Source organism: Humibacter sp. RRB41, assembly GCF_022761015.1.
In the GTDB taxonomy this organism is placed as follows: Bacteria; Actinomycetota; Actinomycetes; order Actinomycetales; family Microbacteriaceae; genus Humibacter.
Genome location: NZ_JAKWJQ010000003.1, coordinates 185149 through 211794, shown reverse-complemented (window position 1 = coordinate 211794; position 26646 = coordinate 185149). Strand labels below are relative to the sequence as shown.

General features: G+C 66.2%; 25 protein-coding genes. 14 read left to right on the top strand and 11 right to left on the bottom strand.

Annotated features, from left to right (window positions below; translation table 11 throughout):
• Positions 1 to 26 precede the first annotated feature (26 nt).
• Positions 27 to 980 carry a glycosyltransferase family 2 protein gene (locus MJ603_RS09635; protein WP_243063496.1) on the top strand — a complete coding sequence of 318 codons (954 nt, stop codon included), beginning with the start codon at positions 27 to 29 and terminating at the stop codon, positions 978 to 980.
• A 74-nt stretch (positions 981 to 1054) separates the two neighbouring features.
• Here the strand turns inward: MJ603_RS09635 and MJ603_RS09630 are convergent, their stop codons facing one another.
• Positions 1055 to 2029, bottom strand: a complete 975-nt coding sequence (locus MJ603_RS09630) for a lysylphosphatidylglycerol synthase domain-containing protein (RefSeq protein WP_243063495.1) — start codon at positions 2027 to 2029, stop codon at positions 1055 to 1057.
• Complete coding sequence (locus MJ603_RS18760) at positions 2026 to 3156, bottom strand: glycosyltransferase (protein WP_243063494.1); 1131 nt, start codon at positions 3154 to 3156, stop codon at positions 2026 to 2028. The genes MJ603_RS09630 and MJ603_RS18760 overlap by 4 nt, the downstream gene beginning before the upstream one ends.
• 74 nt (positions 3157 to 3230) lie before the next feature.
• Between MJ603_RS18760 and rfbB the strand changes: the two genes are divergently transcribed.
• Genes rfbB through MJ603_RS09605 form a run of 4 tightly spaced genes read left to right on the top strand, consistent with a single transcriptional unit; the run spans position 3231 to position 7017 of the window.
• Positions 3231 to 4226: a dTDP-glucose 4,6-dehydratase gene (rfbB, locus tag MJ603_RS09620; RefSeq protein WP_243063493.1), complete on the top strand. Its 996-nt coding sequence runs from the start codon at positions 3231 to 3233 to the stop codon at positions 4224 to 4226.
• 2 nt (positions 4227 to 4228) lie between these two features.
• Complete coding sequence (rfbD, locus tag MJ603_RS09615; RefSeq protein ID WP_308220589.1) at positions 4229 to 5095, top strand: dTDP-4-dehydrorhamnose reductase; 867 nt, start codon at positions 4229 to 4231, stop codon at positions 5093 to 5095.
• Complete coding sequence (locus tag MJ603_RS09610; protein ID WP_243063492.1) at positions 5070 to 6206, top strand: glycosyltransferase family 1 protein; 1137 nt, start codon at positions 5070 to 5072, stop codon at positions 6204 to 6206. Before rfbD ends, MJ603_RS09610 begins: the two co-directional genes overlap by 26 nt.
• 43 nt (positions 6207 to 6249) lie before the next feature.
• Complete coding sequence (locus MJ603_RS09605; RefSeq protein ID WP_243063491.1) at positions 6250 to 7017, top strand: HAD-IIB family hydrolase; 768 nt, start codon at positions 6250 to 6252, stop codon at positions 7015 to 7017.
• A gap of 86 nt (positions 7018 to 7103) precedes the next feature.
• On the opposite strand, the gene MJ603_RS09600 is transcribed toward MJ603_RS09605, so the two are convergent.
• Positions 7104 to 7859, bottom strand: a complete 756-nt coding sequence (locus tag MJ603_RS09600; RefSeq protein WP_243063490.1) for an MBL fold metallo-hydrolase — start codon at positions 7857 to 7859, stop codon at positions 7104 to 7106.
• A gap of 134 nt (positions 7860 to 7993) precedes the next feature.
• Between MJ603_RS09600 and MJ603_RS09595 the strand changes: the two genes are divergently transcribed.
• Positions 7994 to 8587, top strand: coding sequence for a TetR/AcrR family transcriptional regulator (locus tag MJ603_RS09595; protein WP_308220584.1), 594 nt, complete (start codon positions 7994 to 7996; stop codon positions 8585 to 8587).
• A gap of 80 nt (positions 8588 to 8667) precedes the next feature.
• Here the strand turns inward: MJ603_RS09595 and MJ603_RS09590 are convergent, their stop codons facing one another.
• The 5 genes from MJ603_RS09590 to MJ603_RS09570 all read right to left on the bottom strand — a co-directional run bounded on the left by MJ603_RS09590 (position 8668) and on the right by MJ603_RS09570 (position 13575).
• Positions 8668 to 9375 carry an alpha/beta hydrolase fold domain-containing protein gene (locus MJ603_RS09590; protein WP_243063488.1) on the bottom strand — a complete coding sequence of 236 codons (708 nt, stop codon included), beginning with the start codon at positions 9373 to 9375 and terminating at the stop codon, positions 8668 to 8670.
• 122 nt (positions 9376 to 9497) lie between these two features.
• Positions 9498 to 10895, bottom strand: coding sequence for an acyltransferase (locus MJ603_RS09585; protein WP_243063487.1), 1398 nt, complete (start codon positions 10893 to 10895; stop codon positions 9498 to 9500).
• Between the two features lie 114 nt (positions 10896 to 11009).
• A complete protein-coding gene (locus MJ603_RS09580; protein ID WP_243063486.1) occupies positions 11010 to 11681 on the bottom strand; it encodes a response regulator transcription factor in 672 nt (223 codons plus the stop codon).
• A complete protein-coding gene (locus tag MJ603_RS09575) occupies positions 11678 to 12904 on the bottom strand; it encodes a sensor histidine kinase (RefSeq protein ID WP_243063485.1) in 1227 nt (408 codons plus the stop codon). Before MJ603_RS09575 ends, MJ603_RS09580 begins: the two co-directional genes overlap by 4 nt.
• Positions 12905 to 12906: 2 nt before the next feature.
• The gene (locus MJ603_RS09570) at positions 12907 to 13575 is read right to left on the bottom strand and encodes a DedA family protein (RefSeq protein WP_243063484.1); all 669 of its coding nucleotides are present in this window, start codon (positions 13573 to 13575) and stop codon (positions 12907 to 12909) included.
• A gap of 184 nt (positions 13576 to 13759) precedes the next feature.
• On the opposite strand from MJ603_RS09570, the gene MJ603_RS09565 reads away from it, so the two are divergent.
• From MJ603_RS09565 to MJ603_RS09535, 7 genes are all read left to right on the top strand, one after another.
• Entirely contained in the window at positions 13760 to 15103 is a 1344-nt protein-coding gene (locus MJ603_RS09565) for a M20/M25/M40 family metallo-hydrolase (protein WP_243063483.1), read from the top strand.
• A 92-nt stretch (positions 15104 to 15195) separates the two neighbouring features.
• A complete protein-coding gene (locus MJ603_RS09560) occupies positions 15196 to 16647 on the top strand; it encodes an MFS transporter (protein ID WP_243063482.1) in 1452 nt (483 codons plus the stop codon).
• 100 nt (positions 16648 to 16747) lie between these two features.
• Positions 16748 to 17953, top strand: coding sequence for a nucleotide sugar dehydrogenase (locus tag MJ603_RS09555; RefSeq protein ID WP_243063481.1), 1206 nt, complete (start codon positions 16748 to 16750; stop codon positions 17951 to 17953).
• On the top strand, positions 17950 to 18717 hold the full coding sequence (locus tag MJ603_RS09550) for a glycosyltransferase family 2 protein (protein WP_243063480.1): 768 nt from the start codon (positions 17950 to 17952) through the stop codon (positions 18715 to 18717). The genes MJ603_RS09555 and MJ603_RS09550 overlap by 4 nt, the downstream gene beginning before the upstream one ends.
• The gene (locus tag MJ603_RS09545; RefSeq protein ID WP_243063479.1) at positions 18717 to 19745 is read left to right on the top strand and encodes an NAD(P)-dependent oxidoreductase; all 1029 of its coding nucleotides are present in this window, start codon (positions 18717 to 18719) and stop codon (positions 19743 to 19745) included. Before MJ603_RS09550 ends, MJ603_RS09545 begins: the two co-directional genes overlap by 1 nt.
• Before the next feature lie 18 nt (positions 19746 to 19763).
• A complete protein-coding gene (locus MJ603_RS09540) occupies positions 19764 to 21152 on the top strand; it encodes a hypothetical protein (protein WP_243063478.1) in 1389 nt (462 codons plus the stop codon).
• A gap of 96 nt (positions 21153 to 21248) precedes the next feature.
• On the top strand, positions 21249 to 22904 hold the full coding sequence (locus MJ603_RS09535; RefSeq protein WP_243063477.1) for a hypothetical protein: 1656 nt from the start codon (positions 21249 to 21251) through the stop codon (positions 22902 to 22904).
• A 28-nt stretch (positions 22905 to 22932) separates the two neighbouring features.
• Here MJ603_RS09535 and MJ603_RS09530 read toward each other — a convergent pair whose 3' ends face one another.
• The 3 genes from MJ603_RS09530 to MJ603_RS09520 are packed head-to-tail and all read right to left on the bottom strand — an operon-like array spanning position 22933 to position 25951.
• Positions 22933 to 24288, bottom strand: a complete 1356-nt coding sequence (locus MJ603_RS09530; RefSeq protein WP_243063476.1) for an LCP family protein — start codon at positions 24286 to 24288, stop codon at positions 22933 to 22935.
• Positions 24285 to 24797 (bottom strand): 5-(carboxyamino)imidazole ribonucleotide mutase, encoded by a 513-nt coding sequence (purE, locus tag MJ603_RS09525; protein WP_243063475.1) that lies wholly within the window; start codon positions 24795 to 24797, stop codon positions 24285 to 24287. The genes MJ603_RS09530 and purE overlap by 4 nt, the downstream gene beginning before the upstream one ends.
• Positions 24798 to 24814: 17 nt before the next feature.
• Positions 24815 to 25951 (bottom strand): 5-(carboxyamino)imidazole ribonucleotide synthase, encoded by a 1137-nt coding sequence (locus MJ603_RS09520; RefSeq protein ID WP_243063474.1) that lies wholly within the window; start codon positions 25949 to 25951, stop codon positions 24815 to 24817.
• Positions 25952 to 26045: 94 nt separating this feature from the next.
• On the opposite strand from MJ603_RS09520, the gene MJ603_RS09515 reads away from it, so the two are divergent.
• On the top strand, positions 26046 to 26645 hold the full coding sequence (locus MJ603_RS09515) for a GtrA family protein (protein WP_243063473.1): 600 nt from the start codon (positions 26046 to 26048) through the stop codon (positions 26643 to 26645).
• The last annotated feature ends 1 nt before the right edge of the window (position 26646 follow it).

Below are 26646 nucleotides of genomic sequence, written 5' to 3'. Positions count from 1 at the left end.
CCTCTCCCCGACCCGAGGAAGACCCTATGAAGTTGTTCGTTCAGATTCCCTGCCTGAACGAAGAAGAGACTCTCCCGCTGGTGCTGTCGACGATCCCTCAGCAGATCGACGGCGTCGACGACATCGAGATTCTCGTGATCGACGATGGATCCAGCGACCGCACGATCGATGTGGCGCGCGAACTCGGAGTCACCCACTTCGTGCGCCACACGCGCAACCAGGGTCTCGCCCGTTCGTTCCAAGATGGCATCGACTATGCGCTCGTGCACGGGGCCGACATCGTGGTGAACACGGACGGCGACAACCAGTACCCGCAGGACCGCATCGGCGACCTGGTGCAGCCGGTCCTCCGAGGGGAGGCGGACATCGTCATCGCCGATCGGCAGACCGCGACCATCGCACACTTCTCGCCGTTCAAGAAGCTCATGCAACGCTTCGGCAGCTGGACGGTGAACAAGGCGGCGGGAACGAAGATCCCGGATGCCGCCAGCGGCTTTCGCGCGTACAGCAAGGCATCCCTCATCCGCCTGAACATCGTCACGAAGTTCAGCTATTGCATGGAGACCATCATCCAGGCGGGCAACAAGCGCCTGGCGGTCTCCAGCATTCCGGTCATGACCAACGCGAAGACCCGGGAATCGCGGCTGTTCAAGAACATCTGGCAGCACATGTTCCAGTCGGGGCTGGCGATCGCCCGCGCGTTCGTGATGTACCGGCCGTACCTCATCTTCGCCTGGCTGGGCGCGGTTCTCGCGGTGATCGGGCTGATCCCCTTCATCCGCTACATCATCGTGGTCTCGACTCACGAGCCGGGACAGCACATCCAGTCGCTTCTGATCGGCACTGTGGCGATGAGCGCCGCGCTGCTCTCGTTCGCGATCGGCGTGGTCGCCGATCTCACACGCATCAACCGGGTGCTGCACGAAGATGCCCTCGAGCTGCAGAAGCTCGCGCGCTACGAGACCCCGGTCGCCGACTAGCCGCTCCGCCGCCCCAGCCCTGCGCGAGCCCACCCCAGCTCTCTGAGGGAGCGAAGCGAGTCGAAGAGTCCCGTCTACGCCGCCCGTCGCTGCCGGGCCTTCTCTGCCAGCACGGCAGCCCCCGCGAAGATCAGGTCAATCGCCAGCATCACGAACCGGCTGACCAGTGCGAGTCCGACCGCTGCCGGACCACCCATCACCGGCGCGAGCGCCAGCGCGAGCGCCGCCTCCCTCGCCCCGGCGCCGGCCGGCAGGAAGATGATCACGAAGCCCACCAGCCAGGCCAGCGCGTAACCTCCAGCGGCGGTGAGCACAAGCTGCATCGACAGCGGTGCCGCGGCGAGCGACAGCACCACCATGTGCACGCCGAAGAGCGCCCACATCGCCAGGCTCCAACCGCTCGCCTTGAGCAGGTCGCCGAACGTGAGGCCGTCGAGTTCGTCGGCCGGGCGGCGGATCACCTTGCAGATGATCCGCATGATGCGCCGGAAGACCGGAGGTATCACGCAGACGATCCCGATCACGGCGAGCACCACCAGCCACCAGTACTCGGTCACCGCTGCCGGCGACGACGCGACGAGGCACACCGCCGCGAACAGGGTGCCGACGACCACGCTCACGATCATCTGCACGATGAGTGCGACGGCCCCACGAGCACGCGGCGTGCCGTACTCCTTGGCCAGCTCCGCCTGGGCGACGATCGGCCAGATGCTGCCTGGCACGTACTTGCCGAGCTGCCCGAGGAAGAACACGCGCGCGGCTGGACGAAACCCCAGATGCGATCCCATGCCGCTCAGCACGGCGCGCCACGACAACATGGATGCCACGACGCCGCCCGACGCGCAGATCAGCGCGACGACGATCTGCCACCAGGTCAGGGTGGCGAGAACGGGAACGACGTCGTTCCAGTTCTGCACGACGTACCAGACGATGAACGCCACGACGACGACCAACGCCACCAGCTTCAGCACATTGCGAAGGTGCTGACCTCGCGATCTCGTGGGCTCGGGAACCGCCTGCGGAGCATCCGTCTCGCGTTGCTCGCTCATCGCGGTCCGCCTTCGCTCGAGGTCGTTGCGTCGGTCGGGAGTGAGCCGGTCGCCGGTTCGAAGACCCCCTTCAGCTCTCGCTGCACGACGGCGCTCGAGAAGCGTTCGTCGTAGAGCTCGCGACCGCGCTGCCCGATCTCGTTCAACCGCTCGCGATTCACTGCGGCCCATTCGATCTCTCGGGCGATGGCGCCGGCATCCCCCTGTTCGACGATGAGAGAATCGGTTCGATGGGTGAAGACCCGCGATTCCTCGTTCGCGCCGATCATCACGGGAAGCCCGGCGGCGAGGAACTGGTAGGTCTTGCCCGTGATCACGTAGCGGGACTGCACGGTGGCCCCGAAGGGTCCGCCGAGAAAGAGGTCGCACTCGGCGAAGATGCCAGGCAACTCGGCGTAGTCGACCCAGTGCTGATACCGCACGGATGCCCCGGCCGCCGCCGCAGCTTCGACCTTGCGCCGGTCATCCTCGTCGCCTCCGATGAAGCGGAAGGTGATCGCGGGCGAGTCCTTCAACTCCACAGCCGCGCCGAGCACGAAGTCGAGCCCGTGCAGGGGAAGCATCGAGCCGTAATAGAGCACGACGAACTCGTCGGTCGCCTTTCGAGGCGGAATGGCGCGGAAGGTCTGCTCGTCCGTGCCGACGACCACGGTGCGGTAGCGGCTCTGCTCCAGATCCATCAGCTGAGCGGAATGCACCAGATGCGAGTGCGTGTCTGCCAGGATGCGGCGCGTGCGCTTCATGAACGACCGCATCACGCCGCGCAGCGCCTTCGCCGGCAGCGACCCTGGCGCGAACTTGTGGTGCTCCTCGACGAACCATTCGACAGGGTTGATGAACTCGTCGTAGACGACGGGGCGCCGACCCGCGATCAGCAACACGACAGGCAGGATCTCGTAGCCGCGAAAGGTGACGAGGTAGGCATCCGGCCGCGCCGTGAAGCGCTGGCGCAGCAGCGCCCAGGTGACCTGTGCGTAGCGCAGCGCCCCCCTGCTGGAGCTCTTGACGGTGACGACATCGTCGAATTCGGAGCCTGCCTCGAGGGCGGCTCTGATGGTGAGCGCACGAACATAGTCGGGGTGCTTGTAACAGGTCACGACAGAGACCGACGACCTGCTGGATTGCACCGCGGAAGTCTACCAACCGCCCTTCGGTAGACTCGGCGCTGGCCTCACGACCTCAGAAAGCAGCGCTCACACGCATGAAGATCCTCGTCACCGGCGGCGCCGGTTTCATCGGCTCGAACTTCGTCCACTACTTGCTCGACAACACCGATCACACGGTCACCGTTCTCGACAAACTCACCTACGCGGGCAACCTCGCGTCACTGGCCGGCCTGCCCTCCGATCGATTCACGTTCGTCGAGGGCGACATCGCCGACGCACCGCTCGTCGACCGCCTCTTCGCCGAGCACGATGCCGTCGTGCACTACGCGGCGGAGAGTCATAACGACAACTCGCTGAACGACCCCGAGCCGTTCGTGCACACCAACGTCGTCGGCACGTTCACGCTGCTGGAGGCCGCCCGCAAGCACGGAACCCGTTTCCACCACATCTCGACAGACGAGGTCTACGGCGATCTCGAGCTCGATGACCCTGCGCGATTCACCGAGAGCACCCCGTACAACCCGTCCAGCCCCTACTCGTCGACCAAGGCGGGCAGCGACCTGCTGGTGCGTGCGTGGGTGCGGTCCTTCGGCGTCAAGGCCACCATCTCGAACTGCTCCAACAACTACGGGCCGTACCAGCACGTCGAGAAGTTCATCCCCCGTCAGATCACGAACGTGCTGCGCGGCGAGCGCCCCAAGCTGTACGGCACGGGCGAGAACGTGCGCGACTGGATTCACGCCGACGACCACTCCTCGGCCGTGTTGACCATTCTCGAGAAGGGCCGCATCGGCGAGACCTACCTGATCGGGGCCGACGGGGAGAAGAACAACAAGCAGGTCGTCGAGCTGATCCTCACGGAGCTCGGGCAGCCGGCGGATGCCTACGATCTGGTCACCGACCGCCCGGGCCACGACCTGCGCTACGCGATCGACTCCACCAAGCTGCGCGACGAGCTGGGCTGGAGCCCGCGCTACGGCGACTTCGCTGCCGGGCTCGCCGCGACGATCCAGTGGTACAAGGACCACGAGGACTGGTGGGCGCCGCAGAAGGGCGCAACCGAGGACCGCTACAAGGCGCAGGGTCAGTGACGGTGCGGTATCTCGTCACCGGGGCATCCGGCATGCTGGGCCGTGATCTCGGCCGCGCCCTCGCCGGTCGCGACGTGACGGCGCTGTCGCGGGCAGAGCTCGACGTCACCGACAGGGCGGCCGTTCTGGATGCCGTCGCAGGCCACGACGTCGTGCTGAACGCCTCCGCCTACACGAAGGTGGACGACGCCGAGACGCACGAAGATCTCGCCTACGCGGTCAACGCCCTCGGCACCGAGAATCTGGCTATCGCGGCGCGCGAGGCCGGCGCGAAGCTCGTCACGATCTCGACGGACTACGTGTTCCAGGGCGACGCGACGACGCCTTACCCGGAGGATGCCCCGCGCGACCCCCTGAACGCCTATGGGCGCACGAAGGCTGCCGGTGAGGAACTGGCCCTGGCGGCGCATCCGGATGGCACGTTCGTCGTGCGCACCGCATGGCTGTACGGCGCGCACGGACCCAATTTCGCGAAGACCATGCTGAGGCTCGCGCAGTCGCACGAGACGGTCACGGTCGTCGACGACCAGCGCGGTCAGCCGACATGGACTGCGGATCTCGCCGAGCAGCTGGTGTCGCTCGTCGACTCGGATGCGCCTGCTGGCACCTATCACGGCACGGCAAGCGGCGAGACCACCTGGTTCGGGTTCGCCAGGGCCGTCTTCGACTTCGCGGGGCTCGACCCGCACCGCGTTCAGCCGACGACGAGCGAGAGTTTCGTGCGTCCGGCGGCCCGACCTGCCTATTCTGTGCTCGGCCACGCCGCCTGGCAGGCGGCGGGGCTCGCCGAGATGCGAGACTGGCGTGACGCTCTGGCCGACGCGTTCGATCGAGAGGTGTTCGATGACAACCCTGAGGGTGATCGTTGACGATGTGCTCACCGATGTGCCGGACGGCGTATCGAGGTACAGCCTCGAGCTGACCAAGCAGCTCGTCGCCACAGCTCCGAAGGGCTGCGTGGTTGAGGGCGTGATCGCTGCGCACAACGACACCGATCGGCGGCTGTTGCAGCAGTTGCTTCCCGGCTTGGCCGGAGTGCACGCGCTGCCTGTCGGATCGCGCGAACTTGCGCTGGCATGGCAGATGGGCGTGAAGCTTCCGCTGGGAGGCGGGCTCATCCACGCGCCGAGCCTGCTGGCTCCGCTGTTCAAGCACGACTCCTCCGAGGGGCTCGACCAGACGACGGTGACGATCCACGACGCATCCGCGTGGACCGCGCCGGACTCCGTCGGCGTCGTGGAGGCCGCGTGGCAGAAGGCCATGGTGAAGCGCGCGCGCAAGTTCGCGGACGCCATCGTCGTTCCGACCCACGCCGTCGCCGAACAGCTCGCCGAGGTGGCGAAGCTGGGTGATCGCATCCGGGTCATCGGTGGTGCGCCGTCCGACACCCTGCAACTGCCGAGCGACACGGATGCCCGTACGGCCGCACTCAGGCTGCCAGAGCGCTACATCGCGACGGTCTCGAACCTCGACCCGCGCAAGGGTCTGCGTCAGCTGGTGGCGGCGATGAAGGATCCGGCTCTCGCCGCCATCCCGCTGCTCGTGGTCGGCCCAGAGGAGTTCCGCGGCGAGCGCGTCAGCACAGTGGCGATGGAGGCCGGTCTTCCCGAGGGCCGGGTGCGCACACTGGGCACGCTGGGCGACGCCGACCTGGCCGTCGTGCTGGCGAAGGCCGAGGTGTTCGTGTACCCGAACCTGGCATCCGGATTCGGCCTGCCCGTGATCGAGGCGATGCGATTCGGCACGCCCGTCGTGCACTCCGACGATCCGGCAGTGCTCGAGGTGTCGTTCGGCGCAGGCGTCACCGTCGCCCGTGAGGATGCCGACGGCTACCCGACTCGCCTCGGCCACGCCATCGCCGAGGTGCTGAACGACGCAGGCCTACGCGAACGGCTGCGGTTCGCCGGCATGGATCGTGCGGCGGCGTTCAGCTGGCGAAGCTCGGCCGAGCTCGTGTGGAAGCTCCACGCCGAGTTGTGAGCAGTATTTGATATCGTCCGTCGACCCCGGATAAAGGATCACGATGACCATTCCCCCGCGCCTCGTCGCGTTCGACCTCGACGACACGCTCGCGGCATCCAAGTCCCCTCTCGATGCGGCGATGGCGCAACGCATCATCGCGCTGCTCGACGTCGTGCCGGTGTGCATCATCTCCGGCGGCCAGTTCGGCCAGTTCTCGGCCCAGGTCGTCGAGCGGTTGACGGATGCCACGCCGCAGGCGCTCGAGCGCCTGCACCTGATGCCGACCTGCGGCACGCAGTACTTCCGTTTCACCGGCGGCGCGTGGACGCGCATCTACTCGCAAGATCTCGGCGACGACGAGAAGACCAGGGCGTTGGCCGCGGTCGAGTCCGAGGCCCGTCGTCTCGGGTACTGGGAGACCGAGACCTGGGGACCGATCCTCGAGGATCGAGGATCCCAGATCACGTTCTCGGCGCTCGGCCAGTCGGCTCCGGTCGCTGCGAAGGTCGCCTGGGATCCGAGCGGTGAGAAGAAGAACACGCTCCGCGCCGCCGTGCAGGAGTTGCTCCCCGACCTCGAGGTGCGCTCAGGCGGTTCGACCTCCGTCGACATCACTCGGCGCGGCATCGACAAGGCGTACGGCATGGGCAAGCTCTCCGAGCTCACGGGCATCCGCCTCGCCGAGATGCTCTTCATCGGCGACCGCCTCGACCCGGAGGGCAACGACTACCCCGTGCTTGCGATGGGCGTTCCGACGCGGGCCGTCACCGGATGGCAGAACACGATCGAGCTCCTCGACGAGCTGATGCCGACGCTTACCGCCCTATAGGTTCGTGCGAGATGGCGCTCCCGTGCATCAGGCCACGTTAGCGAGATCAGTCACACGCTCGGGCCGGCGAACATCGCTCCGCTACTTCATGCTGGAACGACCAGACGTTGTCCCGGTTTGATCACCGTGACGGGAACGTCTGGGACGAGACGGCGGGCGGCATCGACGTAGAGCGTCGGGTCTTTGTCGCTTTTGAGGATGAGGCGGTCGCCGATGGGGCCGGCCGTGAAGGCGTAGTGCTGCGGGATTGCCAGTTTCGGGCGCAGGACTGACGTGAGTTCGGCGGCTTCCTCGGCGTTCATGACGACCTGCTTGTTTCCCGCCATCCGTATATGGAGACCGTTGACCGGGAGCAGGGTCACGTCGAGGGGACCGAAACGGTCGGTCAGCGTGAGCAGTTCCGGGGTGAGGAGCGTGTCGCCCGCGAAGTAGACGCTGCGGCCGCCGCCCGCGATCACATACGTGACTTCGTAAACGCCATGTTCGCCGGGGGCTGCGTTGAAAGTCAGGTCGCCGACGTTCGTGCTCTCCCACGCCTCAAGTGGGGTGACGTTGGTGAAGCCGACCTTCCTCGCCATGTCGACAACGGGACCGGCGACGATCATCGGTACGTCCTTGTCCGAGTAACGCTTGAACGCGTGCAGGTCGCAGTGGTCGTAATGCTCGTGGCTGATCACGACAGCATCGAGGTGTGGCAGTTCTTCCGGTCGGAAGGCGATTGGCTCGCCGGGGTGGTAAAAGGTCTTCTGTGAGAACCACGGGTCTGTGAGCACCGTCAGCCCCCCGATCTCGATCAGGTGACAGCTGTGAGTGACACGGGTAATGGTGAGCGACTCGGTCATGACGGTTCCTTTATGTGGCAGGCAGCGGGTGCGGGCATCGACGTCGCCCATTCGTGGACGCGTATTGGTACTCGATACCGTAACAGACTTAGTTCCACAAGGTGTTGAGTACCTTTTACGTGTAGTCTCGAATCGTGTCGCACACCATCCCCGCTGTTGAGTCCCTCAGGGAGCGCAAACGGCGTCTCGTCCGGCAGCGCATCATCGAAGCCGCTGACGAGCTCTTCGCCGCGAAAGGCTTCGACGATGTCTCCGTGACCGACATCACCGCCCGAGCGGATGTCGGACGCACCACGTTCTTTCGATATTTCGTTGACAAGGCCGAGGTTGTGTTCGCCCACGAGGAAGAGATACTTGAACGGATCACCCAGTCTGCGGCCGGCGAATCTGTCGGCCCCGCCCGCACCGCTGCGGAGGCCGTCGAGCAGCTGCGGGCGATCGTCATCGCCCTGTGCGATTACGCAAGCAACAACATCGACGGCTATGCACTCCACTACGAGCTGGTCGAGAATCACCTTGAGTTGCGCGCACACGATGCCCTGAAGACGCAGCTGATCGCCGATCGACTCACTCAGCTTCTCGTAGGGCGTGGCACGAGTGAACCCACGGCGGTGTTCGCCGGCCAGGTAGCACTGGCCTGCTATCAGATAGCCCGACGTCGGGCGACGAGCCCCGACCAGCTTGGCGCCGAGACACAAGCCGCGTTCGACCAGCTAGCGGCGCTCTGATAGCTAGTTCCTAGACGGGCACACCATGTCACGTTCAACTAGGGATCCCGCTGCGGGCCAGTAAGCACTGCGGCTCGACGTCAGGCGACTCTATCGCGAAGGAACCGGCCGATTCTTTCGGTCGCTGCTGCGGCCTCGGGAGTGCCGAGCATCAGAGGATAGACGTGGGGCAGGCCATCGCCGACCTGCAACTCGACGTCGACGCCCGCGCCCGAGGCGGCCTCCGCCAATCGTTCGGAGTCGCTGAGCAGCAGATCGGATGTGCCGACCAGGACCAGTAGTGGCGGCAGTCCCGCTAAAGGGGCGAACAATGGGGAGGCGAGCGGCGTTCGGGGGTCCGCTCCGGCCAGATAGTCGGCGGCGAGTTGTTGCAACAGGGTTGGTGTGGAGATCGGGTCCTGGTCGATCCGCTCCGACATCGACGCGCCCGAGCTTGTCAGATCGATGGTCGGTGACATCAGTACGGCCGCCCGAGCCTCGTACTCGGCGATGTCGTGGGCGGCGATGAGCAGCGCGACCGCGAGGCCACCGCCCGCCGAATCACCGGCGACCGCTGCCGCGCGCGGGGCTGTTCCCGGCCCCGTATGCAGCAACCTCCACGCGGCCAGGACGTCATTGATGGCAGCGGGATGGTTGCAGCCGCTCTCCACATCACCGGCGATCGGCGCGATCGCAGCGAACAGATCCGTCTCGCAACCGAGCCGGTACGCCATCATCGCGCCGTTGGAGAATCCGGTGACATAGACCCTTTTCGGGTCGATCTTCGTTCGCGCCTCGACCCGCTTCACGACCGAAGTGAGGAATGCGACATCGTTCGTGTCGTTGTCCGCCGCATCGCCGCAGCAGCCGCATTCACGGGCGTCGGCATGGACACAACAGTCGGACACCGAGCACGGCCGCGTCAAGCGGATCAACGCTCCATCGGCCCGGAACTCACCTGAGTCTGCGTTGGCGCGGAACCTATACGTGCCCACCGCCCATTCCCCGTTGATCGACTGGCGCCCACGCCACTGACGCGTATTGAGATCCGTTGCTCGGTTCCCGACGCCAGTGCGAGCGCGCTCGCAAACAACGTCAACCCCATCACTCCTCCCGCGATGCTGAACCCGGTCACCAGCAGCACGACGACACCGGCCATGGCGAGCACCGGCGAGACGGATGCCGCCACCCGCCCCGTCTCCCCCGCTTCCTTCGAGCCGGCTCGAGCGATCTCCCACCGTCCGGCGCCCAACGCCACGAGCATCACGGCCGCGACGACGCACGCGAGCCACAACGGGCGAGAGGCCCACCACTCGGAGCTCAGCGGATACGGCAGGCGCGCGCCGACGAGAAGCAGTGCGCCCGCGGCCAGCACGAGAACCAGCATGTGCCACAGGTAGATGGTCATGGCACGCAGATTGATCGCGGTGGCGACGACGCCCACCCACCGCAGCCCGTGCATCCTGCGCAGCGCAGGCCTGCACAACTCGAACAGCGCAAGCTGACCGACGCCGAGCAGCACGAGAGCGCACGATGGCGGGTTGAGGTCGGCGAGCAGGTCGAACGAGAACACCCCGGTCGCGCACAGCAGCGCGAGCAGCCCATATGCGGCGACGGCGATGGCCGCAACTGCAGCACGCGGGCGGGGAAGCCTGTTGTCGGCGAGCCAGAAGCCGAGCTGCTGCACGAGCAGCCACACGAACGCGAGGTTGAGGTAGCCGATCGCGGTCAGCCCGGTGGCGGCCCGAACCACGTCGACGCCGACGGCAAGAGCGACCAGCACGGCGAGGGTGCGAACGGGCGCACGGCGATGCACGGAGACCAACGTGGGCACGAGCGCGGTGGCGCCGGCGTAGACGCCGAGGAACCAGAGCGGCTGGCTGAGCCGGAAGCCCGCGACCGCGACGAGGTCGGACGGCATGCCGAACGTCGACAGCGCCGAGAGCGTCACCACCATCGCGGCGATCGCGACGACGGACGGGCCGAGCAGGCGGCGCATCCGGATTCCGACGTAGCCGGAGGCCGACATCCCTTGCGCGCTCAGCCTCGACCACTGAGTGAAGGCCGAGAACCCGCCGAGCACGAAGAAGAGGGGCATGATCTGCACCAGCCAGGTGAACGGCGCGAGCCCTGGCCAACTCTCGAGCGCGTTCTCGAGAACCGGCCCGTCGACTCCGACCGTCACGCCGACCATGAGTGCGTGGAGCACGACGACGACGGTCAGGCACCAGGCTCTGGCGAGGTCCACAGCGGAGTCCCGGCCGGCGGATCGGCCCTGTGGGCTGTCGGGCGTCGCCGGCTTTGCGGCGGATCGGGTGATGACGGTCACGATGCACGCTCCTCAGGTGCGACCCGTTCGGACCGCCGAGGAGAACGTATGAATCAGGTGTGACCGCCCGAATCACCGCGCGGAGCCATTCAGCACCCGTACCGCGGTACACCCTCAGGACGCGGGCTCCACCAGCCCCGCGTCATAGGCGAGGATGACCGCCTGAACCCGGTCGCGCACGCCCAGCTTCGTGAAGATGCGGCTGACGTGCGTCTTCACGGTCTGCTCCGCGATGAAGAGCTGTGCCGCGATCTCGCCGTTGGACAGTCCCGTGCCGATCAGCACGAGGATCTCCCGTTCACGCTCCGTGAGGTCCGCGAGCTCCTGCGCCTTGCGGGGTGCGACAGGCCGCTGCGTTGCGAAGCGCTCGAGCAGGCGCCGGGTGACGCTGGGCGCGAGCAGGGCATCTCCTGCTGCGACGACCAACACGGCGTGCACGAGCTCGTCGGGCAGCGCATCTTTGAGGAGGAATCCACTCGCCCCCGCGGCGAGCGCGTCGTACACGTAATCGTCGGCGTCGAAGGTCGTGAGCACCAGGATGCGCGGCACATGCGGCTCGCCCCGCGTCGGGTTCGCGAGTTCGCGCGTCGCGTCGATGCCGTTCATGTTCGGCATGCGCACATCCATCAGCACCACGTCGGGCCGCAGTTCCCTGGCGAAGCGGATCGCCTCGAGGCCGTCGGCCGCCTGGCCGACGACCTGGATGCCGTTCTGCGCATCGAGGATCGCGGAGAAGCCAGCACGCACCATCGCCTGGTCGTCGGCGACGAGCACAGTAACGGTCACGTGGCGTCCTTTCCGGTGAGGAGTGGAATTCTGGCACGCACCACGAATCCGCCGTCGTTGGTGTGGTCCGTCTCCAGGGTGCCACCGTGCAGGCCGACTCGCTCGCGCATTCCGCGGATGCCGTGTCCTCCGCCGATCTCGCTTGCGCCGCCTGCGGCATCCTGCGCCAGATCGGGTGCCGCGTTGCGCACCTCGACATTCACGACGCCGTCTGTCGATCGCAGGGTGACGAGCGTGTCGGCGCCGGTGGCGTGCCTGGCAACGTTGCTCAGGGATTCCTGCACCACGCGATAGACGGTGAGCGAGATGACGGGGTCGAACGCTGCGGCATCCTCTGGCGAAATGCCGTCGTCGAGACTGACACGGGCGCCGGCCCTGGCAGCCAGCCCGACCAGTTGGGGGATGTCGGCCACGCCCGGCTGCGGAACGGACTCGGCTGTGCTGCCCTCATTGCGCAGCACAGCGAGCAACGTGCGCATCTCGGCCATCGACGTGCGTGCCAGAGCCGCGATGTCGTCGAACTCGGCCGCCGCGTCGTCTGGCAGCGAGGGGATGCGGTAGCGGGCAGAGGATGCCTGCACCTGGATCGCGCTCATGCCGTGGGCCACGACGTCGTGCAGCTCCCGAGCGAGGCGCGTGCGCTCCTCCACTGCCTCGCGGCGTGCCTGCTCGGCTGCAGAGATCGCGCGCTCCTGCACGAGCTGCTCTCGCACCCCTGCCCACTGGTTGATCAGCGCGCCCAGCAGCAGGCAGATGCCACTGAGCGCGGTGAACACGATGAGGTCAGCAGTCACGGCGCCGGAGTCCGAGCGCGCCATGTCGAGCGCCACCGCGAAGGCGCCGCCGGCCGCGACGACCACTCCGACGAGACCGAGCCACCATCCCGTGCGGATGGACACCAGAAGGATGACGAGACAGTGCGCGATCATCGACATCACCGCGACCGGCCATGGCTGCAGGGGCAGCGACAGCAGGGTGAACCCCAGCAGCCCCGCCGCGCTCAGGATGACCGCGACAAGCGGCTGCAGCAGACTGACCACGATCGCGGCACCCTGCACGACTGCGAGCAGCAGCGCGATCACTACCGGCACGCCGTAATAGGTCGCCCCGAGGCTCGCCTGCACGGGAACGGTGACGGCCACGCCGCACAGTGCAACGGCCCACAGAAGCAGCTGCACCGTGTCGACGTGACGCTCGGACTTCGCTCCGATCGCTTCCGACATGCTCATTCCGCCTCACTGCACTCGGGAACACGCACCATGGAGGCCCGCGGCGTCGTGTCCGTCGTCGTGGCAACCGCAGCCCGTCGACGCGCGAGACGCATCACCAGGTCGATGAGCACCCCGGTCGCCACTCCAGCGGCGACGCCGACGAGCATACCGAGCACGGGGCTGCCGTGGAGCCAGTGGCCTGCGACGAGTCCGATCACGACGGAGTACACCGCCCACGTCACCCCGGCGATCACCGACAGGCCGAAGAAGCGGCGACGAGGGAAGCCGGATGCCCCTGCGACGAGATTGACCGCCACCCGTCCGACCGGGATGTATCTCGCCGTCATCAGGATCACGGCCGGCCGCTTCGCCATGCCGCGCGAGGCGGCGTCGAGGGCAGCGCGCATTCGGCGGCGGCGCATCCAGGCGAACCTGTCGATGCCGACGAGGCGTCCGATGGCGAATGTGATGTTGTCGCCGGCGATCGCGCCGAGAGCGGCGCACCCGACGACCAGAGCGACGTTCGGCTGTCCGATCGAGACCGCGGCGGCCGTCGCGGCGATCACGACGGATTCGCTCGGCACTGGCGGGAAGAAGGCGTCGATGAGCACGGCGAGCACGATCACGAGGTAGACCCACGGTGTACACACCGCCGCTTGGACGAAGGCGTTGATGGAGTCCATCTGCTCTCCTCTCTCTGAACGTCTTTCTCTGAACGTCGTCGGGCGGCCACCGCGTCGGATGATCGCCCTGCATCAAGCGTGCCGAAATCGAGGGAAGCATCGCGTCCCTCCCCGGTATGCGCGAACCCCTACCAGAGGTTGACGTTCGAGTCGAGGACGCCAGTACCGCCGGTACCCTGGTCGGATGAGCACCACGGAGGCCAGGGACGGCATCGCCGAACGGCTCTCGCGCATGGTGCAGGTGCCCACTGTCTCGGCCCACGTCGAGCAGACCGGCGCGGCTCCGTTCCACGACTTCGAGGCGCTCTTGCTCGAGTCGTACCCGCTGGTGCACGAAAGTCTGCAGTTCGAGAAGGTCACCGACTTCGGACTCCTCTTCCACTGGCCCGGTCGCACGACCGGTTCACCCGCCGTGCTGATGGCGCACTACGACGTCGTACCCGTCGGCGACGAGGATGCTTGGACTCACCGGCCTTTCTCCGGCGACATCGTCGACGGCACGGTGTGGGGCCGCGGAACGCTCGACGACAAGGGCGCGGTCTGCGTGCTGCTGGATGCCGCAGAGAACCTTCTCGCGCGGGGCTACGTGCCCGAGCGCGACGTCTACCTGTGGCTCGGCGGCAACGAGGAGTCGTACGGCACTGCGGCGAAGGCGGCCGTCGCGTTGTTCGTTCAGCGCGACATCCGGCCGTGGATCGTGCTCGACGAGGGCGGCGCGGTGGTGGACGAGCCGCTGGCGGGCATCCGCATGGATGCCGCGATGATCGGCGTCGCCGAGAAGGGCATCGCGACGCTGCGGCTCACCGCGACCTCGCAGCCGGGTCACGCCTCTGCTCCCCCGAAGCTCACCGCGACGGACCGCATCGCCCGGGCGGTAGGCAGGTTGCGCTCGAATCCTTTCCCGGCACGGATGCCCGCCGTCGCCCGCGACATGTTCCGTGCGTTCTCCGGCGGCGCCACCGGCTCGATGCGGTACCTGCTGCGCATCATCGCGGCCGTGCCCTGGCTCGGCGCACGGGTGCTGGCCTCGATGGGAGGCGAGGCGGCGGCCGTGGTGCGCACGACCGTCGCCGTGACGATTCTCGAGGGCGGAACCGCCGCGAACGTGCTGCCGGAAGAGGCCTCCGCCGTGCTCAACGTGCGCATAGCGCCGGGCGATTCGGCCGTGAGTGTCGCGCGCCGGGTGCGCCGGATCATCCATGATGCCGGTGTCACTGTGCGCGTCGAGGATCACTCCGATCCGTCGCCGATCTCGCCGAACGACAACGAGCAGTTCGCACTGATCGCCGCGGCGGTGACGGACGCCTACCCTGGCACGCCGAGCATCCCCTACATCCAGATGAGCGCCACCGACGGCAGGCACTTCCATGCGATCTGCGCCGCGACGTACCGGTTCGCTCCGCTGACGATGACGGGCAAGCAGCGCGAAAGCATCCACGGCATCGACGAGCACGTCACGGTCGATGCCCTGCAGCGCGGCGAGCGCTTCTACCGCACCCTCATCCGGTCCCTCCCGCCCACCGTCTGATCCGCCTCCCTCCCGGGGCCTTCCTCGCTCAGTGCGCGGTGCGACGTCGGTTAGGATGCATCGGCAACCCGAACCGGCGAAGGAGCCGCTGCATGTCGTCCGTCATCCCCACGAGCAGAATCGGCGTGCGCTCCATCGCCGGCGTCGTCGGCTTCCTGGTGTTCGTCGAGTTCACCTCCGGCATTCTCCAGGGCTACTACACGCCGCTCTATCACGACATCGCCGTCTTCCTCGGCGTACCCGATCCTGAACTGAACTGGCTGGAGGCGGCGCAGCTGGCGGCATCCGCCATCGCCGTTCCGGCATTCGCGAAGCTCGGCGACCTGGTCGGCCACCGTCGCATGCTCCTCATCTCCACCGGAATCACCGCCGTCGCGTCGCTCGGGCTTGCGTTCTCGGGCGTCTTCTGGCTGTTCCTCATCGCGTGGGCCGTTCAGGGCTTCTACGTCGTGTGGCTTCCGCTGGAGATCGCGATCGTCTTCACCCGCAGCCAGGGCCACGAAACGCCGTCCGCTCTGACGCGCCGTTCCGCAGGATTCCTGGTCGGCGCCCTCGAGATCGGCGCCATCGCGGGCGCTCTCTCCTCCGGCGCCCTCGACGGCGTTGCGCCGTTGCCCGTGCTGCTTCTCGTGCCTGCCATCGCCGTCGTCATCTGCTTCTTCGTCGTGCTCTTCGGCATCAAGGAGTCGGCGGATGCCGTCGCCCGACGCGCGATCAAGTCGCCGTTCGACACCGGTGGCCTCATCCTGATCACGTTCGCACTGCTCGGCGTGACGGGCGGCCTCAGCCTGCTGCGATTGGATGGCCCGGCGTCCGTCTGGCCGTGGCTCGTCGTGCTCATCGGAGTCGCGCTCTTCGTGCCGTTCGCCCTCTACGAGCTGCGGCAGCGCGAGCCGCTGGTCGACGTGCGTCTCTTCCGATCGTCGTCCCTCTGGCCGGTGTTCGTCACCGCGGGCCTCTTCGGCGTGAGCGTGCTCGGCGCTCAGGTGCCGCTCTCCACCTTCGCGCGAACGGATGTCGACAAATACGGATATGGATTGGGCGCCACGGCAGGCCAGACCTCGATCCTCGTCGGCGTCTATCTCATCGCGCTCGTCGCAGGTGCGATGCTGCTTCCCGTCGTCACACGCTGGATCATGCCGCGGATCGCCCTCGTCGGCGCGAGCGTGCTCGTCGCCCTCGGATACTTGCTGTTCCTGCCGTTCCACACCGGCTACACGCAGGTGCTCGTCAACATGCTGATCGCCGGCCTCGGTTCCGGAGCGCTCGTTGCAGCGCTGCCGGCGGCCGCGGCATCCGCTGCCCCGCTGGACCGTACGGGGGTCGCGACGGGGCTGACCAATTCGGTGAAGACGGTCGGCGGCGCGATCGCCTCCGCCGTCTTCGGCATCGCGCTGGCCAACCCGAACGCATCGTCCACCAATACCGCCGGCACGCTCAGCGGGTACTACGTGGTGTGGATCGTCTGCGGTCTCACGGCAGCCGTCTGCGCCGTGCTGCTGCTGTTCGTGCCGAAGCACGCTTTCGCGGATGCGTCGAGTTGATCACACGCGATGAGCCCCGAGCTTGGCGTGGTCTAGGCATCGGCTGCGAGCCGATATTCTTGACTGGCTCTACCCTTCCCCCGACTTGATGGGATCCGTCTTGGCTGACACTTTTGAGAACGACGTCGTGGTCATCGGCGGCGGCGGCCACGTGGGGCTCCCGCTCGCCATCGCCCTGGCGGACCGCGGTTCGAGAACAGTGGTCTACGACATCAACGCGACCACCGTCGAGACGATCCTTCGTGGGGAACTGCCGTTCAGCGAACCGGGCGCACAGCCGGTGCTCCGCAAGGCGATCGATGCCGGCAGGCTGACAGCCTCCACCGATCCTGCAGTCGTCGCCACGGCGCGCAACGTCGTCGTCGTGATCGGCACCCCGGTGGACGAGCATCTGAACCCCGACCCGAACGCCATTCCCGAGGCGCTCTTCGCCTCGAGCGACTATTTCAGGAGCGGTCAGCTCCTCATTCTGCGCAGCACCGTCTACCCGGGCGTCACGGCTCTTGTCGAGCGCACCATCGCAGATCTCGGCCTCGACATCGAGGTGGCGTTCTGCCCTGAACGCATCGCGGAACACAAGGCGATGGAGGAGCTCTTCTCGCTTCCGCAGATCGTCTCGTCGCATTCCGAAGAAGGCCGCAGACGCGCGGCGGAACTGTTTTCGACGCTGACGGACGAGATCGTCGACCTCGAGCCGGAGGAAGCCGAACTGGCCAAGCTCTTCACGAACACGTGGCGGTACATCAAGTTCGCCGCGGCGAACCAGTTCTACATGATGGCCAACGATCGTGGCCTGGACTTCGAGCGCATCCGCAAGGGCCTCACGCACGACTATCCGCGTGCTCAGGACATGCCTGGTGCCGGATTCGCTGCCGGCCCGTGCCTGTTCAAGGACACCATGCAGCTCGCCGCCTTCAGCGACAACAAGTTCTCGCTCGGCCACTCCGCCATGCTGGTCAACGAAGGTCTCCCGCTGTACGTGGTCACGCAGCTCGAGAAGTCGTACGACCTCGAGAACCTCACGGTGGGCATCCTCGGAATGGCGTTCAAGGCGGGCTCGGACGACATTCGTTCCAGCCTGTCGTACAAGCTGCGCCGCGTGCTGAAGTTCAAGGCGAAGGCGGTCATCGCGACCGATCCGTACGTCACCGAGGAGACCGACGACACTCTTCTGCCGCTGGATGCCGTGCTCGCCAAGGCAGACATCCTCGTCATCGCCACTCCGCATGCGGAATACCGCGGTGTTCGCACCGAAAAGCCCGTCGCCGACATCTGGAATCTTCTCGGCGACGGGGTGCGAGTGTGACGAAGTCCGCGAACCCACGGGTCTCGATCGTCATCCCCGCCTACAACGAGGGAAGCGCGATCGTTCCCGGGCTGGAACGAATCGTCGAGGCCGTCACGCTCGACTACGAGGTGCTGGTCGTCGTCGACACCCCGACCGACACCACCGTCGAGCCCGTGAACCGCATTCACGAGACGAACTCGCGGGTATCGATCGCGATCAATGACTATGGCCGCGGACCCGCGAATGCCATTCGCTTCGGCATCGACCACGCAACGGCGAGCACCACAGTGGTCACGATGGCCGACGGATGCGACGACCCACGGCAGATCGACGACCTCGTACGGCTTGTCGAACGCGGCGTCGTCGTCGCAGCGGCATCCAGGTACATGGCCGGCGGGCAACAGGTCGGGGGCCCACGACTGAAGTCGTTCCTCTCGCGCACGGCAGGTAAATCGCTGCACTTCTGGTGCGGAATCGGCACGCGCGATGCGACCAACTCGTTCAAGGCCTACAACAGCGAGTTCGTCCGCGAGGTGGGCATCGACAGCCGGGACGGGTTCGAGATCGGCCTCGAACTCACCGCGAAGGCGAAACGACTGCGTCGGCCGGTCGCCGAGATTCCCACGATCTGGCTCGATCGCACGGTCGGCCAGTCGAACTTCCAGCTTGGCAAGTGGATACCGAAGTACCTCCGCTGGTACCGCTTCGCCTATGGCCCAGAGCTCACCCTGGATGAGCTGAAGGCCAAATCCCAGAACGTCGAGATGAAGGACAACACGTAATGACGAAAGTTTTGGTCACCGGATCGAGCGGTTTCATCGGCGGTTACATCGTCGAGGAGCTTCTGTCGAAGGGCTACGACGTTGTCGGGGTCGACAACTACTCCAAGTACGGCGAAGTGAAGAAGTCGTACGACGACAACCCGGGCTACAAGCTCGTCGTCGGTGATGTACAAGACACCGAGCTGATGACCGAGCTGCTCTCCGACGTCGATCACTTCATCGCCGGCGCGGCGCTGATCGGCGGCATCTCGTACTTCCATACCTACGCGTACGACCTGATCGCCCAGAACGAGCGCATCATCGCCTCCTCGGTCGATGCCGCGATCGCAGCGCGCAAGAACACCGGGCGACTGCAGAAGGTCACCTACATGTCGTCGTCGATGGTGTTCGAGTCGACCGACCGCTGGCCGAGCAAAGAAGGCGACGAGCGCCTCGTTCCTCCGCCGCTTTCGTCGTACGGCTTCCAGAAGCTCGCGGTCGAGTACTTCGCTCGCGCCGCCTGGGATCAGTACCAGTTGCCGTACACGATCCTGCGCCCCTTCAACTGCGTCGGCATCGGAGAATCACGAGCCCTCGGCGACGTGGAGATCAACTCCGGCAACGTCAAGCTCGCCATGAGCCACGTCGTGCCCGACCTGGTGCAGAAGGTCCTGAAGGGCCAGGACCCGCTGCACATCCTGGGAGACGGCGACCAGATCCGGCACTACACCTACGGCGGTGACCTCGCCCGTGGAATCGTGCTGAGCCTGGAGCACAGCGCCGCGTACAACAACGACTTCAATATCTCCACCGCCGAAGGCCACACGGTCACGGAGCTCGCCGACGTGATCTGGCACAAGATCAACGGACCGGATGTCCCGCTGCGCCTGGTCAACGACCCGGGCTTCGAGCACGACGTGCAGAAGCGTGTCCCCGACGTCTCCAAGGCCAAGGAAGTACTCGGGTTCGAGGCGACGACCACCCTGGACGAGATGCTCGACGAGGTCATCCCGTGGATCCGGAATGCGGTCGCCGAGGGCAACATCTAACAGGGCCCGCTTCAGCTCATGGCTCCCTCATCCGGGGCGGCCGGCCTCACTGCGCGCCGGTCCGTCGGCGAGGCCGAACACTGGTTGAGGACACGATTGTTCGCGCCAGGGCCGGGATCGACGGCGCCATCCACACTCCGCGGAAAGGGAGTTCTCGCCGGTCTGCTGGTCGTCGTCGGAACGCTGATCGGCGCGTTCCACATTCCGCCATCGCAGTGGGGAATTCTGTGGGCCGAAGACGGCAGTGTGTTTCTGCACGGCGCCTGGTCCCCAGCCACAGCGTTCGATCTGTTCCAGCCCTATCAGGGCTATCTGCACGTGGCGCCGCGCCTTGTCGCGATGGTGATCGGCGCCACGGTGCCCGCCTCGGCGGTCGCCACGGGCTTCACCATCGCGGCGTGCGCGGTGGTCGCGCTCCTCGGAACTTTCGTGTTCTTCGCGGTTCGCGATCGCTTCGTGAGCGTCGCCATCGCCGCTCTCGTATGGCTGGCGTTCGTCGGGCTCCCGGTCGGAGTGCCCGAGACCAACGGCAACCTCGCAAACCTTCATTGGTACTTCCTCGCGGCAGCGGCGGTAGCGCTCCTGTCGCGAACGCCGAGTCGCCTGATGCGCGTTTCGGGGACCGTCATCGTCGTTCTGGCGATACTCAGCGACCCGCTCTCCCTCTACCTCCTGCCCCTCGCCGCGGTTCGCCTCTTCGTCTATCCCGAGCCGGCCTCCAAGCTGCGCGCCGGCATTTTCGCCGCCGCTTATGTCGTCCAGCTCACATTCGTCGTGCTCGCACCGCATATGGGTGGGACGCGGGCATCCGTGACTTCCACGATTCCGACCCCCGGCAACCTTCTCGACCTGTGGGTCAGGCGCGCACCCGAGCTCACCACCATGGGAACTCGGGTAACCGCGTACGTGGTCGCCCATTTTCAGCCGCTGGACATCTACCTCGTGATCATCGTCGTGGGAGTGTTGGTGGCGTCGATCGCACTGTGGGCACGACAGCGCGTCTGGAGCCTGACCTTCATCGTGCTCTCGATCGCGCTTTACGGTTTCTCCGAGTTCTTCGCGTGGACCGACCTGGCGGCGTCTGGCCTCACCTTCGGTCTGCGCTACGCCGTCGCTCCCGCATTGTTGTTCGTCATCGGCGCTCTGAGCGGACTCGACCAACTCATCGCCCGATCAGGTCGCAGGCCCGTTCGCGTCGCCGCCGTCGCCGTCGTGATCGTGATCGCGCTGGTGGCTTCCGCCTCCTCGATCGATACCGCCGATGGGAGGGAAGGCAGCCCGACCTTCGCATCGCAACTCGCAGCGGCGCACACGACCTGCGATGTCGAGGGGGCCAAGACGTTCACGGCACAGTTCGCCCCGCACTGGCTTCACGAGCTGCCATGCGCGGGACTCCGGGCCCGATGAGCCGTCCGGAACCGCCGGCCGGCACCGCGGATCGCCGGCCACAATCGACCACTATTCTTGTGACACGACGATCAGAAAACCGACGGATGGACGTGATTGAACATCGAGCTCGACGTGCCCGACGGGCCCGCCACAAGACAGACGCCTGAAAACGGTCCATCGTCGATTCCAGCCGCTCGCGGCCGCATCCGCGGTCTGCTGATCTGGCTACGGAGCTACCGCGGTGTGCACTACGCGATCCTCGTGGTCGCTGCGCTGTTCCTGCTCTACGAGTCGCGTCATCAGGGGCTTTTCTACGACGACTGGAGCTTCGTCGTACCAGACCAGCCGAGCATTTGGGCTCCCCATGTCGGGCACTGGAGCACGGTCCCGATGCTGCTGTATCTGGGCATCCGCGGCCTGTTCGGTCTGAACCTGTTCCTGCCGTTCGCCGTCGGTGTGATCGTCGCACAACTGGGACTGGCAACCCTCGTATGGCGCATCATGCTCAAGGTGGGGGTCGCACCGTGGATCGCCACGACCGCGAGCGCGCTCATCTGCTTCTTGGGCGCCGGCGGTGAGAACGTGCTCTGGGCGTTCCAGGTCGGCTTCATCGGGGCCGCTGCACTCTCGTTGATCGTCATGCTCCTTCTGATGAGGGAGCGCTTCGGCATCGGCGAGGCCATCGGCGTCGTCGTGCTGTCGATCCTCGCTCTGGCGACCTCTGGGACCTCGCTTCCCGTGCTGGCCGGCGCCGCCGTGGTCGGCATCGTCTATCGAGGTTTCTGGCGCACTGTCGCGCTCTTCGTACCGGGTGCGGTCGCCTACGGCGTCTGGTTCGTGGTCGTCGCCCTGCACACGAAGGGCAACGACTACCACGCGGGCGGCCTGTTCCAGTACCTCACGCAGGCGCCCGGCTACGTCCTCAGCATGCTGGCCGGCGGCACGGGAAACCTCGTCGGCATCGCCGCGCTCGGCGCCGTGGCCTTCGGCGTCATGGTCATCTGGGCGATCTACCGTCTTCCGTCCGCGTCGAGAAAGTGGACGGCCGCGTACGCATGCCTACTCGCCGCCGTGCTCTTCGCCGCCCTGACCGCGTATTCCCGCCTCAACCTCGACGCCGCCACGTCGACCCGCTACGTCTTTCTCACCACCGCGCTGATGCTGCCGATGGGGATGCTCGCGCTGACCGCGCTGCAAAAGCGTCTGAACCTGCCCGTTGTCGGTTCCGTCGTGGTGGTCGCTCTGCTCGTCGCCTACAACTTCACTCAGCTACTGCCCATCCTGCAGACCAGGGCCTCAGAGGTCGCCGAGACGAGTCAGGAGTTCGCGGCGGCGATGCACCTCATCCGATCAGGTGAAGGACCGACCGATCCGAACCTCGCGCCTGCTGCGCGCTACGCCCCTCAGGTGACTGCGCGCGAGCTCGAGGGCATGGTCGACAAGGGATGGCTGAAGACCGGCTCGTACGATGAGATCGCCCTTCTCACCGTGCAGAGCTCGTTCGACGTCCATGTCACTGCGGCCCGGGAAGCGCCGGCGAACACCGGCACCTGCGAATTGGCGCCTTCCGGAGCGAACAATATCGATCTCGGATCGGATGCCAGCATCTTCGCGTCAGGGGCGACCCAGATCCAGTACGGGCTGACCGAAGGCACCGCGGTCGCCCGCCCGATCACGGTGACGCTCTCCTACGGCTGGAACACCATCCGCTCCACCGGTGGTGACATCCGGTTGATCGGCGTCGCCAGCACCGTGCGCGTCTGCCCCTGACCTGCGAACGGATCAGCGGCGGCACGCGTTACGGCTTCGGCGACGACGTCACAGGGTTGACCGCCTTCTGCACCATCGAGTGGATCTGGTCGTAGTCCGGGTTCGCGGGATCGACCGTCGGCGGCACCAACTCCACGTTCTGCACCGGCAGCGCGCGCGTCTTCATCCCGAGATCGACGAAGTAGCCGAGCATCGACTGCGGTATATCGGTCTTCACCACCTGCTGGCCCGCCTTGGCGATGTCCTGGAATTTCGTCGCGACGTTGATCGGCGTGAACTGCTTGAGAATGGCATCCTCGAGAATCCGCTGCCGGGCCATACGGTCGTAGTCGCTGGTGGACTCCCGCGACCTCGCGTACCACTGCGCCGTGTAGCCGTTCATGTGCTGCACTCCTGGCTCGATCCAGCCGGTCACGCCGTTCCCCTGGGCGTCTCCGCCGATCGGCAGCTTCTCCTTCACATCGATCGTGACACCGCCGAGCGAGTCGACGAGCTGCTGGAAGCCCTCCATGTCGATGAGCACGAAGAACTGGATCTTGAGCCCGGTGACCCCCTCGAGCGCATCGCGCATCGCCTCGATGCCGGGTTGGCTGTTCTCTTTCGTCGCGTTCGGGTAGAGCTTCGGCTTGTAGAGCTCGACCTCCGTGTAGATGGAGTTGAGCTGGCAGACATCCACGTCGCAGGTGTCGTTGTACCCGTACCCGTTCGGGTAGATCTTCTGCATCGGCGACCCGTCGCTGAACGGAACGGGGTCGAGATCGCGCGGAACGCCGATCGAGACCGCCTGCCCGGTGTTCGCGTCGATGCTCAGCACCGACATGCTGTCTGGCCGCATGCCGTCGCGACCCGGACCCGCGTCGCCGCCGAGCAGCATGATGTTGTACCGCCCGTCGACGGGGGCGACCGACGCGCTCGCGGAGAAGATGCCCGACAGAGCACCCCTGGCGCTGCCTGCCAGCACAGCACCGTACGCAGCGGTACCCGACACCGCGACGAGCAGCACAACGGCGAACGCGGCGATCCCCGCACGTGCAGAGGGGCGTGCCTTGACGAGCCGCACCAGGCGCAGCGTGTCGAGCGTCAGAACGACCCAGAGGATCGCGTAGAGGGCGAGCACGATCTGCAGGCCGAAGAGGGCGAGCGTCTGGGTGAAAAACCCGACGACGGCCGTCGGCTTCACGATGTAGACGATCAAGGTCACGATCGCCGCGAGCCACAGCAGGAACGTGCTGATCAGGCCGAGTCTGCCCAGCTTGCGGTTCCCGGCGAGCGCTTGCACGCTTCCGGGCATCAGCAGGTTGAGCGCGACCAGCCACCAGCCGCGCCGCGTCATCACGTCACGCGACGTGGTGTTGGGATACCTGATCGGATTGGCGATCGTCATAGCGCTGCTTTGAGGTCCGCGTTCTTCTGTTCGACGAGGTCGATGAGTCCGGCCGCGTAGTCGGCCAATCGGGCGGCGAGCGCCTCGTCACCGATGCTCAGGATGCGTGCCGCGAGAATGCCCGCATTCTTGGCGCCGCCGATCGCGACCGTGGCCACGGGGATTCCGGCCGGCATCTGCACGATCGAGAGCAGCGAATCCATGCCGTCGAGCTTGGCCAGCGGAACCGGCACACCCACGACGGGAAGCGTCGTGACGGATGCCAGCATGCCCGGCAGCGCAGCCGCACCGCCTGCACCCGCGACGATGACTTTGATGCCGCGGGAGGAGGCATCCTTGCCGAAGGCGATCATCTTCTCCGGAGTCCGATGCGCCGAGACGACCTCGACCTCGAACGGCACGTCGAAGTCGGTCAGAGCTTCCGCGGCCGCCTTCATGGTGGCCCAGTCGGAGTCGGACCCCATCACGATCGAGACGAGCGGGGACGCCGGGGAGTTCACGCTGGGCATGCATCCCAGGCTAGGTCTCAGTCCTGGAAGAACGCCGCTGCGCCACGCGCCTGGTACGCCACCTCATCGAGATCGTCGCCGCAGACGGTGACGTGGCCCACCTTGCGACCAGGGCGCGACACCTTGTCGTAGCTGTGGAACTTCGCGGTCGGATGCTCGCTCATCGCCTTCTCGTACCGGTCGACCATCGTCGCGCCGTCTGGCCCCCCGAGCACGTTGAGCATCATCGCCCATGGCTGCAGGGTGCCGGTCGCTCCCAGCGGCAGGTCGAGCACGGCGCGCAGGTGCTGCTCGAACTGGCTCGTCGTCGACCCGTCGATGCTCCAGTGCCCGCTGTTGTGCGGACGCATCGCGAGCTCGTTGACCAGAACGCGGTCGTCGGTGGTCTCGAACAGCTCTACCGCGAGCATCCCGGTCACACCGAGTCCGTCGGCGATGCGTACGGCGATGTCCTCACTCACCTCTGCGACGTGCCCTGCCGAGTTCGTGGCGGGTGCGACGACCTCGGCACAGATGCCGTCGCGTTGCACGGTCTCCACCACTGGCCACGCCACGATCTCACCGGAGGGCCGCCTGGCGACCTGCTGTGCTAATTCGCGGCGGAAGTCGACGAGTTCCTCGACGAGCAGCGCTCCCCCGTTCCCGTCTTCGGCGAGCGCCGTGAACCAGTCGTCGACGTCGTGCGGCGTGCTGATGACGCGCACGCCCTTGCCATCGTAGCCGCCACGCGCGGTCTTCGCCACGGCGCGGTCACCGTGATCGGCGAGGAAGTCCGCCAGCTGAGCCGGCGTCTCGACGGCCGCCCAATCGGGCACGGGCAACCCGAGCTCGGAGAGCTTGGCTCTCATGAGCAGCTTGTCCTGGGCATAAAGCAGCGCATCCGGACCAGGATGCACGGGGATGCCGGCATCGACCAGCGCGCGCAACACAGGCTGCGGCACATGCTCGTGGTCGAACGTGATCACGTCGACGGTGCGTGCGAACGCCAGCACGGTGTCGAGGTCGCGGTAGTCGCCGACGGCGGATGCCGCGATCGACGCCGACATCCCCTCGGCCTCCGCGAGCACCCGGATGTCCACACCCAGCTCGAGCGCAGCCGGGATCATCATCCGCGCCAGCTGTCCGCCACCGATCACACCGACTGTCTTGGCCACCGTGAAAGCCTATCCGTGTCGGGACTCATGTCACGGGCGACCGGATCAGACCTTAGAATCATCGAGGCATTCCGAGAGAAACGACCATCCGCCCATGCGATTCATCAAGTACGTCTACGAACGGCTTGTGCGCTACGCCCTCAAATTCGGGGTTGTGGGCCTGATTGGTTACGTGGTCGACGTCGCGATCTTCAACATGCTCCGCCTGGGAGCGACGGGCACCGACCACTTCTTCCAGTCGCCGCTGGGCGCGAAGATCGTGTCGGTCGCCATCTCGACGCTCGTCACCTGGTTCGGCAATCGTTACTGGACATTCCGCGAACATCGCCGCAAGAACTTCATGCTCGAACTCGCCGAGTTCACCGTGATCGCCGTCGCCGGTCTCGGCATCAGCCTGCTCTGCCTCTGGATCTCCCACTACGTGCTCGGTTTCACATCGCTCGCCGCCGACAACATCTCGGCGAACGTGATCGGCCTGGTCATCGCCACGCTTTTCCGATTCCTGATGTACCGCTACTGGGTCTACGGGCAGCACCGCAAAGACGGCCTCACCGCCCGCAAGGAACGAGAGGCCGAAGCCGCGGCGCTGTCCATCTTCGAAGACGACAGCGCTGCCAGCCGGGATGCAGCCGCGCTCGACCGTGACGCCGACTCTGCGCGCCTCGACCGTCACATTCCCGAGAAGAGTTCATAGG

Excerpts from the sequence above, each read along its gene's own strand:
- MJ603_RS09635 (WP_243063496.1), top strand. The coding sequence starts at position 27 with ATGAAGTTGTTCGTTCAGATTCCCTGCCTGAACGAAGAAGAGACTCTC.
- MJ603_RS09630 (WP_243063495.1), bottom strand. The coding sequence starts at position 2,029 with ATGAGCGAGCAACGCGAGACGGATGCTCCGCAGGCGGTTCCCGAGCCC.
- rfbB (WP_243063493.1), top strand. The coding sequence starts at position 3,231 with ATGAAGATCCTCGTCACCGGCGGCGCCGGTTTCATCGGCTCGAACTTC.
- MJ603_RS09610 (WP_243063492.1), top strand. The coding sequence starts at position 5,070 with ATGACAACCCTGAGGGTGATCGTTGACGATGTGCTCACCGATGTGCCG.
- MJ603_RS09605 (WP_243063491.1), top strand. The coding sequence starts at position 6,250 with ATGACCATTCCCCCGCGCCTCGTCGCGTTCGACCTCGACGACACGCTC.
- MJ603_RS09600 (WP_243063490.1), bottom strand. The coding sequence starts at position 7,859 with ATGACCGAGTCGCTCACCATTACCCGTGTCACTCACAGCTGTCACCTG.
- MJ603_RS09575 (WP_243063485.1), bottom strand. The coding sequence starts at position 12,904 with ATGTCGGAAGCGATCGGAGCGAAGTCCGAGCGTCACGTCGACACGGTG.
- MJ603_RS09570 (WP_243063484.1), bottom strand. The coding sequence starts at position 13,575 with ATGGACTCCATCAACGCCTTCGTCCAAGCGGCGGTGTGTACACCGTGG.
- MJ603_RS09565 (WP_243063483.1), top strand. The coding sequence starts at position 13,760 with ATGAGCACCACGGAGGCCAGGGACGGCATCGCCGAACGGCTCTCGCGC.
- MJ603_RS09560 (WP_243063482.1), top strand. The coding sequence starts at position 15,196 with ATGTCGTCCGTCATCCCCACGAGCAGAATCGGCGTGCGCTCCATCGCC.
- MJ603_RS09545 (WP_243063479.1), top strand. The coding sequence starts at position 18,717 with ATGACGAAAGTTTTGGTCACCGGATCGAGCGGTTTCATCGGCGGTTAC.
- MJ603_RS09540 (WP_243063478.1), top strand. The coding sequence starts at position 19,764 with ATGGCTCCCTCATCCGGGGCGGCCGGCCTCACTGCGCGCCGGTCCGTC.
- MJ603_RS09530 (WP_243063476.1), bottom strand. The coding sequence starts at position 24,288 with ATGACGATCGCCAATCCGATCAGGTATCCCAACACCACGTCGCGTGAC.
- purE (WP_243063475.1), bottom strand. The coding sequence starts at position 24,797 with ATGCCCAGCGTGAACTCCCCGGCGTCCCCGCTCGTCTCGATCGTGATG.
- MJ603_RS09515 (WP_243063473.1), top strand. The coding sequence starts at position 26,046 with ATGCGATTCATCAAGTACGTCTACGAACGGCTTGTGCGCTACGCCCTC.